At 62.8% G+C, this 12,569-nt stretch carries 12 protein-coding genes and 1 tRNA gene; 4 read left to right on the forward strand and 9 right to left on the reverse strand.

All coding sequences use genetic code 11. The annotated features are described in order from the left end of the window. Positions 1-4: 4 nt before the first annotated feature. Positions 5-2,683, forward strand: a complete 2,679-nt coding sequence (locus ACETII_RS15485) for an ATP-binding protein (protein WP_472786090.1) — start codon at positions 5-7, stop codon at positions 2,681-2,683. Further along, the gene (locus tag ACETII_RS15490; RefSeq protein ID WP_472786091.1) at positions 2,680-3,360 is read left to right on the forward strand and encodes a response regulator; all 681 of its coding nucleotides are present in this window, start codon (positions 2,680-2,682) and stop codon (positions 3,358-3,360) included. The genes ACETII_RS15485 and ACETII_RS15490 overlap by 4 nt, the downstream gene beginning before the upstream one ends. A 98-nt stretch (positions 3,361-3,458) precedes the next feature. Here ACETII_RS15490 and ACETII_RS15495 read toward each other — a convergent pair whose 3' ends face one another. The 6 genes from ACETII_RS15495 to ACETII_RS15520 form a co-directional block, all read right to left on the reverse strand. After that, on the reverse strand, positions 3,459-3,851 hold the full coding sequence (locus ACETII_RS15495; protein ID WP_472786092.1) for a hypothetical protein: 393 nt from the start codon (positions 3,849-3,851) through the stop codon (positions 3,459-3,461). Between the two features lie 237 nt (positions 3,852-4,088). Further along, positions 4,089-4,427: a hypothetical protein gene (locus ACETII_RS15500; protein ID WP_363347411.1), complete on the reverse strand. Its 339-nt coding sequence runs from the start codon at positions 4,425-4,427 to the stop codon at positions 4,089-4,091. A 123-nt stretch (positions 4,428-4,550) separates the two neighbouring features. Continuing rightward, a complete protein-coding gene (locus ACETII_RS15505; protein ID WP_363347413.1) occupies positions 4,551-4,850 on the reverse strand; it encodes a hypothetical protein in 300 nt (99 codons plus the stop codon). A gap of 252 nt (positions 4,851-5,102) precedes the next feature. Beyond that, positions 5,103-6,005: a glycosyltransferase family 2 protein gene (locus ACETII_RS15510; protein ID WP_472786093.1), complete on the reverse strand. Its 903-nt coding sequence runs from the start codon at positions 6,003-6,005 to the stop codon at positions 5,103-5,105. Between the two features lie 43 nt (positions 6,006-6,048). Further along, positions 6,049-7,344: an FAD-dependent oxidoreductase gene (locus tag ACETII_RS15515; protein ID WP_472786094.1), complete on the reverse strand. Its 1,296-nt coding sequence runs from the start codon at positions 7,342-7,344 to the stop codon at positions 6,049-6,051. A gap of 473 nt (positions 7,345-7,817) precedes the next feature. Next, positions 7,818-7,893: transfer RNA gene (locus ACETII_RS15520), tRNA-Glu, on the reverse strand. 116 nt (positions 7,894-8,009) lie between these two features. On the opposite strand from ACETII_RS15520, the gene ACETII_RS15525 reads away from it, so the two are divergent. Both ACETII_RS15525 and ACETII_RS15530 read left to right on the forward strand, forming a co-directional pair. Then, the gene (locus ACETII_RS15525) at positions 8,010-9,305 is read left to right on the forward strand and encodes a glutamate-5-semialdehyde dehydrogenase (RefSeq protein ID WP_472786095.1); all 1,296 of its coding nucleotides are present in this window, start codon (positions 8,010-8,012) and stop codon (positions 9,303-9,305) included. A 29-nt stretch (positions 9,306-9,334) separates the two neighbouring features. Next, entirely contained in the window at positions 9,335-9,940 is a 606-nt protein-coding gene (locus ACETII_RS15530; protein ID WP_472786096.1) for a nicotinate-nucleotide adenylyltransferase, read from the forward strand. On the opposite strand, the gene ACETII_RS15535 is transcribed toward ACETII_RS15530, so the two are convergent. The 3 genes from ACETII_RS15535 to rimO form a co-directional block, all read right to left on the reverse strand. Beyond that, on the reverse strand, positions 9,941-10,234 hold the full coding sequence (locus ACETII_RS15535; RefSeq protein WP_363347457.1) for a hypothetical protein: 294 nt from the start codon (positions 10,232-10,234) through the stop codon (positions 9,941-9,943). Between the two features lie 104 nt (positions 10,235-10,338). Beyond that, positions 10,339-10,656 (reverse strand): hypothetical protein, encoded by a 318-nt coding sequence (locus ACETII_RS15540; protein WP_472786097.1) that lies wholly within the window; start codon positions 10,654-10,656, stop codon positions 10,339-10,341. 100 nt (positions 10,657-10,756) lie between these two features. Beyond that, complete coding sequence (gene rimO, locus ACETII_RS15545) at positions 10,757-12,103, reverse strand: 30S ribosomal protein S12 methylthiotransferase RimO (protein WP_472786098.1); 1,347 nt, start codon at positions 12,101-12,103, stop codon at positions 10,757-10,759. Positions 12,104-12,569: the final 466 nt, after the last annotated feature.

Genomic DNA, 12,569 nt, shown 5'->3' on the forward strand with positions numbered 1-12,569 from the left:
GAGCTTGAGCCTCGGAGAGCGCCGTCCCGATCCTGACGCGCTCCTTGCCCTGACCGGCAAGGACGGACAGGGAAAGCTTCGGGTTTTTCTTGGCGCCGCGCCAGGCGTGGGCAAGACCTATGCGATGCTCGCGCGCGCCAGCGCGGCGCGCGCCGACGGGCAGGACGTCGTCATCGGGCTTGTCGAAACCCACGGCCGCAAAGAGACAGAGGCTTTGCTCGAGGGCCTCGAAATTCTGCCAAGGCGAAAGATCGCCTATCGCGGTCGCCTTATCGATGAATTCGACATCGACGCGGCTCTGGCGCGCAAGCCGCAGCTCATCGTCGTCGACGAACTCGCTCATACCAATGCGCCAGACAGCCGGCATCCCAAACGCTGGCAGGACGTCGAAGAGCTTCTGGATGCAGGCGTCGATGTCTGGACCGCGCTCAACATTCAGCATCTGGAGAGTCTCGCAGACGTCGTTTCGCGGATCACCGGCGTCGCGGTTCGCGAGACCGTGCCCGACCGCATCCTGCAAGGCGCCGACGTCATCCTCGTCGACATCACGCCGGACGAGCTTCTCCAGCGATTGCGGGAGGGGAAGGTCTATGTTCCCGAAACCGCACGACGGGCGACGCAGAATTTCTTCACCCCCCGAAATCTGACGGCCCTGCGCGAACTCGCGTTGCGACGCACCGCCGAGCGCGTCGACGATCAGATGGTTGCGTTCCTGCGGCAAGGGGCCATTGAGGGGCCTTGGGCGACCGCCGAGCGGCTCCTCGTTTGCGTCGGGGCCGAGGGGTCCGAGGGCGTGGTGCGGGAGGCCGCCCGCCTGGCGAGCGCGCTCAACGCCTCCTGGATCGCAGCCTTTGTCGAACGAACGGGGCATGAAGCGCAATCCGCCGAAGCCGTTCAGAAAGTGGATGACGCCCTGCGTCTGGCCGAAAGACTGGGCGCCGAGATCGCGCGGCTTTCCGGCGACGATCTCGCGGGGGAAATTCTGAAATTCGCGCGTCAGGAAAACATCACGCAGATCGTCCTCGGCCGATCCCGCACGGGTTTTCTGGGCAAGCTTTTCAGACGCTCGCTGCCGGACGAGATTGCGCGGCGCGCGAAGGACATCGCCGTGCTTCTCGCCGGCGTCCGCGAAGGCGCCCCGGCGCAGTTCGAATGGAAGCCGCCCAGGCCTTCTCAGCTCTCGGCGGGCTTCGCCGCCGCCGCAGGGGCGGTTCTCCTTACCGTCGGCTTTGGCGTCTTGCTCGATCACTGGCTTCCGATCCCGAACATGGCGGTGATCTTTCTGCTGCCGGTGATGGTCTGCGCCATTTGGCTCGGCCTTTCGTCCGCGATCGCGGCCGCCGTCCTGTCGTTCTTCGCCTGCGACTTCTTCTTTGTGGAGCCGCGCTATGGTTTCGCCGTGTCGAAGCCGCAGGAGTTCATCGAACTTCTGGTTTCGCTTGCGGTCGCGACAGCCACAGGGATGCTCGCGAGCCGCATGCGCGAGCAATCCCACGCCATGCTGCGCAGAGCCGAAACAGCGCAATCCCTCTTCGATTTCTCGAGAAAACTGTCGGCCGCGACCAGTGAAGAAGATATTTTGTGGGCGACGATGACCCAGGTCCAGAAGGCGCTGGAGGCTCCGCGCGTCGTTCTCCTCGCGCCAGACGACGGCGAGCTTGCGATCTCTGCGTCATGGCCGCCGTTCGACCAACTCGATGCGGGCGAGGAAGGCGCGGCCAGATGGGCGCTGGAAAAGGCGGAGGCGGCCGGTTGGCGAACCGGCACCCTGCCGAACGTACGCTTCCAGTTTCGTCCGCTCGCAACCCCGCGAGGCGTCGTCGCCGTCTGCGGCGTCGAACCCAAGCGACGAGACGAGGCCTTCACCGGGCAGGAAGAGCGCATGCTGACCGCGCTTCTCGAACAGACCGCGATTGCCATTGACAGATCACGCCTCGTCGACGGCTCGATAAAGGCGGCGGCGCTGGCAGAGAATGAACGATTGCGCACCACCCTGCTCGCGTCGCTTTCGCACGATCTTCGCACGCCCCTCGCCTCGATCACCGCCGCGATTACGAGCCTTCGCAGCCTCGGAGAGAAGCTGCCCTCCGACGACCGCCGGGACCTCATGGCGTCGATCGAGGAGGAGGCCGCGCGGCTCGGCGGCTTCATCGCCAATTTGCTCGACATGACGCGCATAGAGGCGGGGGGCGTCGCGCCCACCCGCGATCTCGTCAATGTCGCGGCTGCGGTTCGCACCGCCGTCGAGCGCGTCCGTAAAGCCTATCCGGAGCAGAAAACGGCGATCAGCGTCTCTCCCGACCTGCCGCCCATACGCGGCGACGCCAGCCTTCTCGGACAAGTCCTTTTCAACCTTCTGGATAATGCGCAAAAATATGGCGGGCCAGGGGGCGCAATCGTGCATGCGCGTCGCGAAGGGGCGGATGTGGTCATTACCGTCACGGATGAAGGGCCCGGCGTGAAGCCCGCGGATCTCGAACGCATCTTCGAGAAATTCTACCGCGGCGGGCGCGCAGACGGGCGCAAGGCCGGGACGGGCCTCGGCCTCTCCATTTGTCGTGGGCTCGTGCAGGCGATGGGTGGCGAGATCGTCGCCCAGAGTCCCGCGATCCGCAGGCGCGGAACGAGAATTGTCATGCGTTTCCCCGCCGTCGAAGAAGCCTCGGGCGGAGCTAGGCCATGAGCGGCGCGAGGGTTCTCGTCGTAGACGACGAGCCGCAAATCCTGCGCGTGCTGCGCCCGGCGTTGACCGCCTCGGGCTACCAGGTCGTCGGCGCCGCCACGGCTGCGGAAGCCTTCGCCGCATTGCGCGACGGCATGCCGGACATCGTCATCCTCGACCTGGGTCTTCCCGACATGGATGGAAAGGAAGCGCTTAGAAGAATGCGCATATTGACCAATACGCCCATCATCGTGCTGTCCGCGCGCGACCGGGAGACGGAAAAGGTCATGGCCCTCGACTTTGGCGCCGACGACTATGTCGAAAAGCCTTTCGGCATGGACGAATTGCTGGCCCGCATGCGCACGGCGCTCCGGCGCGCCCGCAGCGACGTCGAGCCCGAGCAAATCAACGTCGAGGAGCTCGTGATCGATGTCGGCAAGCGCCTCGTCCTCAAGAAAGGCAGGACGATAAAGCTCACGCCGAAAGAATTCGATCTGCTGATCTTCCTTGCTAGACGCGCCGGACGAGCCGTATCGCAGCGAGAAATCCTGAAAGCCGTCTGGGGACCCGCTCATGAAAACGACGGCCAGTATTTGCGCGTCTTCGTGGGACAGCTGAGAGGAAAGATCGAGGACGACCCAGCGCATCCGCGCCTTCTGACAACGGAACCGGGTGTGGGATATCGGTTCGCAGGCTAAGCTGGAGTCGACGGGTCATGACCCCCGCTCAAGCATCGGCTTTGCTTCGGCGCCGAGGTGAAAGAGTTCTGAAAGCTACGGCAAGGCGCAACTGGTGCTCAGTGCGGTGCGGGAACCCCGGGCCGCCAGTCGACGCCGGCGGCGGAAAGCTTCTTCGGCGCGCCAAAGTAACCACGAACCTCGGGCGGAACGCGCGCGAGTTTTTCGTTAACGAGGGTGATCGCTTGGGTGACGCTGCCCCTGACATCAAGCCCCGGCAGTTCAACCCATCCAGCTCCCAAGCACTCAGAAAGCAAGTCGAGTTCGTCGTGCTTGGCTTTATGAGTGAGTAGCTCCGCCAGAAGGTCTGCAGAGGGGATACCCAGCGCGCGTGCGAGGGCGTCGAGCGGCGACTCGCCTTTGCGCCATCTCCCAATGTAATGAGCTATAATTGCGTGCTTCGAGGCGCTCCACTCGCTGTCGATGTTGGGAGTTGGTCTGATTTGGTCCAAGCACCAGCGCGTCTGCATAGCGAGCCTGCCTATCTCAGATCTTGGTCCGCCCTTGGAAGACTTTATCGGCGACTAGCTGTCAATTCCATTGATTTGAGTTGCAGCCAAGATTCGAAAATGACCTTCGGAAGGGCGACGTCATCTTCGGCGCGTCACAGCGATCCTCAAGGGGCCGCGCTCAGCCTGGAAGGTAACTAAGCGCAGCCGATCGCGCTGTTTATGTGAGCCGAAAACCGATTAAGGCCCGCCCAAGGACGGCATGGGGGGCAAGGATCGAATCGCCTGGCCAACACCTGCATAAGTCGACGCGCCCTGTTGGTTGACCGTCGCGCTATTACTCAGATTGCTGCCTGCCTTCCCGATGGCGACTTGCTGCACCCCGTAAAAGTCCACGGCGCTGTTCTGCGTGGTGCTATCTACGTTGTTCTGACCAAACGACACACCGGCTTTGGCGCTCAGAAGGGGATTGTTGCCGAAGTTGACGCCGATGAAGCTCGGCTTGACGCTGATGAAATTTTGCGCTTGCGCCTGAGCGGCTGCGATCGAGACAAGAACGGCAATTGTGAAATATCTCATCTTCTGCTCCTCGATTTTCCGCTGATACGCCGATTGCGACAGGCAGGACGCGCGCTCCCTCGAAGAGAAGACCGCGGCCGCCGTTGGCCGCGATCCTTTTCAAGCCAGGAGAGCAGCGACGTCTCATGGAGCGCCGAAGTTCAGCGGAACCTGCGCCTGGATAACGGTCGCCTTGTTGATGGCGTCGCCGCCCTTCGAAGTGTTGCCAATCGACTGATTGATGGTCGCTGACTGCGACAGATCGCCATGCCACTGGTTGACCGGGACCTGCGCTTGCACGACGAAAGCCTTGTTGAGCGCAAAGCCGCCCTTCGAGGTGTTGCCGATCGACTGATTCAGCGTGAGCGACTGGGTCAGATCGAGAGCAAATGCGAAGCTAGTGGAAAGAACCAGAGCCGCAGGAATAAGAAGGAGCTTCCTCATGAGTATTCTCCATACTTAATTGAAGCTGCCTTTTGGCGCTTCAGGTGAGGAAGTAGGCCGTGGCAAGCACACGCACAGGCGCCTCTTTGGATAGGTGTCCATAGGGGTTAAGTGCTATTACTTACAATCTCTGCGGTAGACCCTGCGAGGCTCAAGAGATCGTCGCGTCCGCATATCAAGTGGAACGCGAGTTCAAGGCGCTTTCCGCGGATCGCGCAGATCGCGTCACTCGCAGGCGCTCAAAGGGGAATTTCAGGGTTTAGGATCGCCAGCAGATAACAGACGTAATGCTGCGGACTTAAGCGTAGATCGCGTGTTCTGTGGCAAGCGGTGGTACACTGTGATAATAGAAGCGATAAGCCATTTTTGATATCGGGGCAGGTCGCTTCGCTTGATCTCTCTCATCGTAGCTTTTCGAATCGCAGCATTTTGTTCTGAGCCGCAAGCCCATCGCTTGCTTAAGCTGCCTCTCTTGAAGAATTTCCAGCAAAGAACTTCTGGCGTACGGACAAAGTCTCCCAAAAGCGCCATATGAAGAAGCCAAGTATGGTCAGCAGAATACTCCCCGCAATCGTTTGGCATGATGCCGCCAATGCGATGGAAAGCCTCAGCGCGGAAAAGGCCACGATTCGGGACCCACCAGTTCGCGCCTGTTAGAAACGCGGCTGCTCGCCTGATTGCGCCAGTCACGTTGGTCAAGCTGGTGAAAGCATAGATGCTGGAAGAGCCGTCAAGGTCTATTACCTCTACGTCGCTAAACGCAATGATAGCGTTCGGCCGGGCGGATAGCTCATGCGCCAGTCGCTCGACATATGTGGGCGCGACAACATCGTCGTGAAAAGCAAAGAACATCAGCTCGCCGTGGGCTTGCGCCATCAGGTCGTTGGAGTTCCGCAACCACCCCAAGTTCGAGTCGCGAGGCGCGACGCGCACGTTTGCTCGTGTCGCGGCAAAGCGCTCGACGATTTCCAGTGTCGAGTCGGTCGAGCAATCGTCGCCGATGAGGATTTCGAGGTTCGGCCAAGTTTGGGCAGCTAGGCTGTCAAGGGTGCGCTGGATGAAGTCCTCTGCATTGTAACACGGGACGAGCGCCGTAACCTTCGGGCGCCACTCCATCTCGCCGACAGGGCCAGGCAGATTGCCGCCATCAGTCAAAAGTCACCCCCTCAATCTGTCGATTGGCGCGCCTGGTTGCGCGTCAATTTCCTATAAGCTCCTGCGCCAAATTCCAAGCCAGCCAAGGCGCTGTCGAGTATTTTCCAGTGTCTACCGAGTAGTAGCGCCCGCGCCTCAATATACCGAACCGGTCTCGCCTATGCAGCGTTGACCGCGGGTCTGCAAGCGAACCCCGGCCCTGAGCAAAAACGAAGCCTCCTTGAACGACGATCGTTTCGGCGGAATCAAAAATCTTGCTCGTCCAGGGCAAAAGCTCTCCCAAGGCTGACCGCACCTTCGCAATCAGCTCCTTCTGTTGCGAGGTGGTCCAGGGCTGCAGCGCCGGTGGACTGATCTCGTTAGATTCAAAAATAAGACCGGCAGGGTACCAAGAAGCGTAAAAATCGCGTCCGTTATAGTTCTTAACGTCTCCGAAGGGGCCGAAAGCGACTACGACGCTAGGAAGGTCGAGATCATTTGGGGTCTGGATGAAAAGGGAATGTCGAAACCGATTTGACCATTGGTCTGGAGCCGGCGCCCCTGCCGTCAGATCAATTTCCAGCCGACCATGCCACAGCGCATTCACTACGATATCGAAGCGGTCATCCACATCCGGCGTTCCTTGAACGCGCCAAGGACCGTTTACCGAATCCACCGGGGTAGCCGCTTTAATGGCGACGCCGGGGCAAAAAGAAATGCGAGACTCATTCAAAAGCGCATCGCAAAGGCGATCCGCAATCCATCGCGTATCGACGGAGCGCTCTGGCGTGACAAAGCCCGCGGTCAGCAGGTCATCATTCGCAACATTGCCCACCTCCTTGCGAGACATGCGGCGGAAATTGGCGCGCGACACGTCGACCAGATACCGGCGAGAATCGGGATGTTCTCTAAGGAGCGCGCTAACGCCCTCGAAGGTTGCCGCGACTGCTTCCGGAGTGGCGACCGTGTCGCGATGTATAAGATAAATGTCGTCCTGCTCCGTGATTGCAGGGGAAATATCGGCGCCGATAAGCTTCGAAATCAACGGTCCGAAATTTAAGCCCCCTGGAATGACGCGGCGAGCCGTATCCAAGGAGGGGTCAGCGCCGTACAAATAGCCGAGGTGGATTTTTCCTTCGTTCCACCGGCTGGCCCCCGCAAGCGGCACGTTCTCCCTATCGAAAAGAGATACTCTAAAACCGTGCCTGGCCAAAAAGAGCGCTAGACTTGCGCCCATAATTCCTGCGCCAAGGATAGCAACCCGGCGCCCCCCTCCCTCAGTAGACCTCATGCTAGAGCTTTCTAAATTGCGGTCAGTCACAGGTAGCGAGAGGCCTCGCTGCAACTTCTTGCTTTGCATCTCCTAGCACTTGTAAACGAAGCGAACCAGTTGAACTACGACGCTGAGAACGCTCTCATCGAAGAACGTCGCCAATGCGCGGGGCTATCAGGCGGGCCAAGTGCGCCGTCGCGGCAGGATGCGGTCGCTTGTCCAAGAGGCGAGGCTTTATATGCCCCTCCGGGCAAGGAATGCATCAAGTGGACGCGTCGTTATCACCCATCGGACGGTTTCGGCCATAAGAGTTGCGTTCACTGGAGATAAGCGGGAGCGGTAGCATTTACGCGGATTGAGGACGCCTGCCTTCGAAGGACGTGCAGCCTGGCCGCAACAGAGGGCAAGCGGGACTGGCGGGCGTAACGGCGGGTAACGCTGCTCAGCTGACGGCGCAAGAGTGGGCGCTGTGCGCGCCTGTCCAACAACGCCTTTTCCGTAAATTCTCCGTATGGGGAGCCGGAATTCGGGTGGCGAAGGCGGCAAATGGCTGATTTTACTGGCGCTCCCTAGGGGACTCGAACCCCTGTTTTCGCCGTGAGAGGGCGACGTCCTAGACCGCTAGACGAAGGGAGCGGGCGCTGCGGTTCTATAGACTGGCCGGGTCGGCTTCGCAAGGCCCCGGCGGGGCGACTTTCGCGCCTGCCTGCGGCGTGATAGCGGATGTCCTTCCTGTCTTGGACCTAACGATCATGACGCAGCCGCTCATCAACAATACGCCGGAGGCAGCGCGCCTCGAGGCTTCGCTTGTCGCTCTCGGGCGCGCCGCGCGCAAAGCGGCGCGGGCTGTCGCGCTCGCGCCGGCGGAGGTCAGGAACAAGGCGCTGCGGGTCGCGGCCGCGGAGATACGCCGCCAGAGCGGGGCGATTCTCGCAGCGAACGCGCTCGACGTCGCCGACGCCAAGGCGCGCGGCACGGCGGGCTCCTTCATCGATCGGCTCACGCTCGATCCGGGTCGGGTAGAGGCCATTGCGCGGGGCGTCGAGGAGATCGCCGATCTGCCCGACCCCGTTGGAAAAGTGCTGGCGCGCTTCGAGCGGCCGAACGGGCTCGTCATCGAGCGCGTCGCGACCCCGCTCGGGGTCATCGGCGTGATCTACGAGAGTCGTCCCAATGTTACGGCCGACGCCGGAGCGCTCTGCCTCAAGGCCGGCAACGCCGCCATTCTGCGCGGCGGCTCAGAAAGCCTGCGCTCGTCGCGCGCGATCCACGCCTGCCTCGTCACGGGGCTCGAGGCCGCAGGACTGCCGGAAGCTGCGATTGCGCTGATCGACACGCCCGACCGCGCCGCCGTCGGCGCCATGCTCGCCGGCCTCGACGGCGCCATCGACGTGATCGTGCCGCGGGGCGGCAAAAGCCTCGTCGCGCGCGTCCAGCACGAGGCGCGCGTGCCGGTGTTCGCGCATCTCGAAGGGATCGTGCATGTCTTCGTGCACGAGGACGCCGATCTCGGCATGGCGAAACGCGTTCTGCTCAACGCCAAAATGCGACGCACCGGCATTTGTGGCGCGGCCGAGACGCTGCTCGTCGACAAGGCCTGCGCGGCGACGCATCTCGCGCCGCTCGTCTCCATGCTCATCGACGCGGGCTGCGAGGTGCGCGGCGACGCTTCGACTCAGGCGGCGGATGCGCGCGTAAAGCCCGCGGCCGAAGACGACTGGCGCGCGGAATATCTCGACGCGATCATTGCGGCGAAGGTCGTCGACGGCGTCGACGCGGCGATCGAGCACATCGAGACCTATGGCTCGCATCACACCGATTGCATCATCACCCGCGACGACGCGGTCGCCCAGAGGTTCATGAACGAAGTCGACTCGGCGATCGTGCTGCACAACGCCTCGACGCAGTTCGCGGATGGCGGCGAATTCGGCTTCGGCGCCGAAATCGGCATCGCCACCGGTCGCATGCATGCGCGCGGGCCGGTGGGGGTCGAGCAACTCACCTCCTTCAAATATCGCGTGCATGGCGCCGGACAGGTGCGGGGGTGAGCGCGGCTTTGAATGCGGGCGGCGCGTGAATGACGGCGCAGCCGGTCCGCCTGCCGCCGCATGCGCCCGGCATGCGCATCGGGCTCTTTGGCGGCTCCTTCAATCCGCCGCATGAAGGCCATGCGCTCGTCGCGCGCCTGGCGTTCACCCGGCTTGGACTTGACCGGCTATGGTGGCTCGTGACGCCCGGCAATCCGCTGAAGGACACGCGCGCCTTGCCGCCGCTCGCGGTGCGGATCGCCGCCGCGCGCCGGATCGCTCAAGACCCGCGCATCGTGGTGACGGGATTAGAGGCCGACGTCGGCGCGCGCTATACCGCGGACACGCTGCGCTTTTTGCGCAAGCGCTGCCCGGGGGTCCATTTCGTCTGGATCATGGGCGCGGATAATCTGCTTCAATTCCACCGCTGGCGCGACTGGGAGGAGATCATGCGCACGACGCCGGTCGCGATCATCGACCGACCCGGCGCGACAGCCAAGGCCGCAAGCGCCAAGGCGATGCAACGGTTTCCGCGCGCGCGCCTCGACGAGAGAGACGCGCGTCTCCTTCCAACGGCTGCGCCCCCGGCCTTGGTGTATCTGCATGGCCCGCGCAGCGCCTCGTCTTCGACGGCGCTGCGGCGGAAAGCGCCTTGATCACTTCTTCTCGAACAGCGGCAGAATCCAGCGCTTATACGCCCAGAAGCTCGCCGGAATGCCGATGAAGATGGCGACCCACATCAGGGCCGAGTTGTCGACGCCGTTCTCATAGAAGGTGCCGCCCTCGTGCACAGACTGGGTGTAGGGGTTACGCACGAACAGCGTCAGCAGAAAGGAGCCGACGACGATAGCGCCGACGATATAGATGAAGCTTTTCGGGATCAGCATGACCGGCTGCCCCGGCTTCTGCTTTTGCGGTGGCTCGCGGCGGTCGTTGCGGTCGTCGGTCATGGAGTCGCTCCTCAAGGCGTGGCTTTCGGCGTCTAATATGGATCAGACCGAAAGCCCGCGCCATAGAGCGTCCCCGCGCCCCGCTCCGCAACGTGCCGAAAGGCCTACCGCCGCGCCTTCGCCCGGCGCTCGAGCATTGGCAGGAGCCAGTGCTTATAGGCGAGGAAGCTTGCCGGAATTCCGATGAAGATCACGACCCAGAGGGCCATATTGGTCTCCATGCCGCGCTCGTAGTAGAGGCTGCCTTCCGTGGTCGCCTGCGTATAGGGGTTGCGCACGAAGAAGGTCACCAGCAGCGAGGCGACCACCACCGCGACCGTCCCATAGACCATGTTCTTCGGCACGGGGAAAATGAACTGAGGGTCCTCCCCGCGGCGGCGCTGCGACGTGAGCTTGTTTTGCTGGCTTTCGTTCTCGGACATGACGTTTCCTCGCGTTGTTCCGAGGATCATACGGAGGCGAAGCCGGCGGGGAAGCGGCGGTGTCCGCCAAACCGGAACCGATATCCGCCAAGATGGGCGGCTAACCGGCGGCGCCGCCGTAAACGTCATAAGCGTCGGCGCGGTCGACCTTGATGGTCACGACGTCGCCCGCCCGCAGCGGGCGGCGCGACGAGACGAAGGCCGAGCCGTCGATCTCGGGGGCGTCCGCCTTGGTGCGGCCCTTGGCGAGCGCGCCGGACGGGCCGCCGCCGGGCTCGTCGATGATGACCTGGAGCCTCTTGCCGATCTTTCGCTTCATCAGCCGGGCGCTCACCGCCTGCTGCTTCTCCATGAATCGCTTCCAGCGCGTCTCCTTCACGTCGTCCGGAACCGGTTCGAGGCCGAGGTCATTCGCCGGGGCGCCGGCGACAGGCTCATATTTGAAGGCGCCGGCGCGGTCGATCTCCGCCTCGTCGAGCCAGTCGAGCAGCGTCTCGAAATCCGCGTCCGTCTCGCCGGGGAAGCCGACGATGAAAGTCGAGCGCAAGGTAAGGTCGGGGCAGGCGGCGCGCCAGGACTTGATCCGCGCCAGCGTCTTTTCCTCATTGGCTGGGCGCTTCATCGCCTTCAGCACATTGGGCGCCGCGTGCTGGAAGGGGATGTCGAGATAGGGAAGGACCTTGCCGTCCGCCATCAGGCCGATGACCTCGTCGACGTGAGGGTAGGGGTAGACGTAGTGGAGGCGCACCCAGAGGCCGAGGTCGCCGAGTTCACGCGCGAGATCGAGGAAGCGCGTGCGAATGACGCGGTCGCCGAACTGGCTTTCGGCGTAGCGCAGGTCGCGGCCGTAGGCGCTCGTGTCCTGGGAGATGACGAGCAATTCCTTCACGCCGGCGCGGGCGAGCTTCTCCGCCTCGCGCAGCACGTCGGCGGCTGGGCGCGACACGAGCGGCCCGCGCAGATGCGGGATGATGCAGAAGGAGCAGCTATTGTCGCATCCCTCCGAGATTTTCAGATAGGCGTAATGGCGCGGGGTGAGCTTCACCCCCTGCTCGGGCACGAGATCGAGGAAGGGGTCATGCGCCGGCGCGGCGGCGCGGTGCACGGCCTCGACCACGCTCTCATATTGCTGCGGGCCGGTGATCGCCAGAACGTCGGGAAAGCGCGCGCTGATCGCCTCGGGCTCGGCGCCCATGCAGCCGGTGACGATGACCTTGCCGTTTTCGGCGAGGGCCGCGCCAATGGCGTCGAGCGACTCGGCCTTGGCGCTGTCGAGAAAGCCGCAAGTGTTGACGACGACGACATCGGCGCCGGCATGATGGCGGGCGAGCTCATAGCCCTCGGCGCGTAATCTCGTGACGATGCGCTCGCTGTCGACGAGCGCCTTGGGGCAGCCGAGCGAAACGAAGGAAACGCGCGGGGCGGTGCGCTTCAGGTCTTCCTGCATCGCGCCCGATTGCCACGGCGCGAGGCGGAAGGCAATCGAAACCGCAGAAAAGTCAGGCGGTCAGCGCGCCGACGAGGGCGTAGAGCGCCACAGCGGCAAAGATCAAGGCGTGGATCACGGGCAAAATCTCCTATTGCGGCGGGCGGCGGCCCGTCACGAAGCAAGGACAAATGACGACGAGGTAAGGCGAGGCGACGGCCTATGCCTTGGCTCCCGTTAATAAATGAACCCTCTTAAGGAATGCTTGCGCGGCGCTGCGCCGGACTGTGCGAAATCCGGACGCCGATTCTCCCGCGCACGACTGGGCCGGTTAAAAGGCTTTTTGAAATCAGATGATTATCTTGCGCCGCAAAAACCGTTTGCGCTTCCTGCCCGCGCCGATATGAATAGCCGCGCCGGAGCCCGCCGGGCGCCTCGAGGCGCTGGCGCTCGTTAACGCCGCGTTGGACGGCGGCTTTTTCAGAAA

The organism is Methylocystis sp. NC52PC (assembly GCF_055698645.1).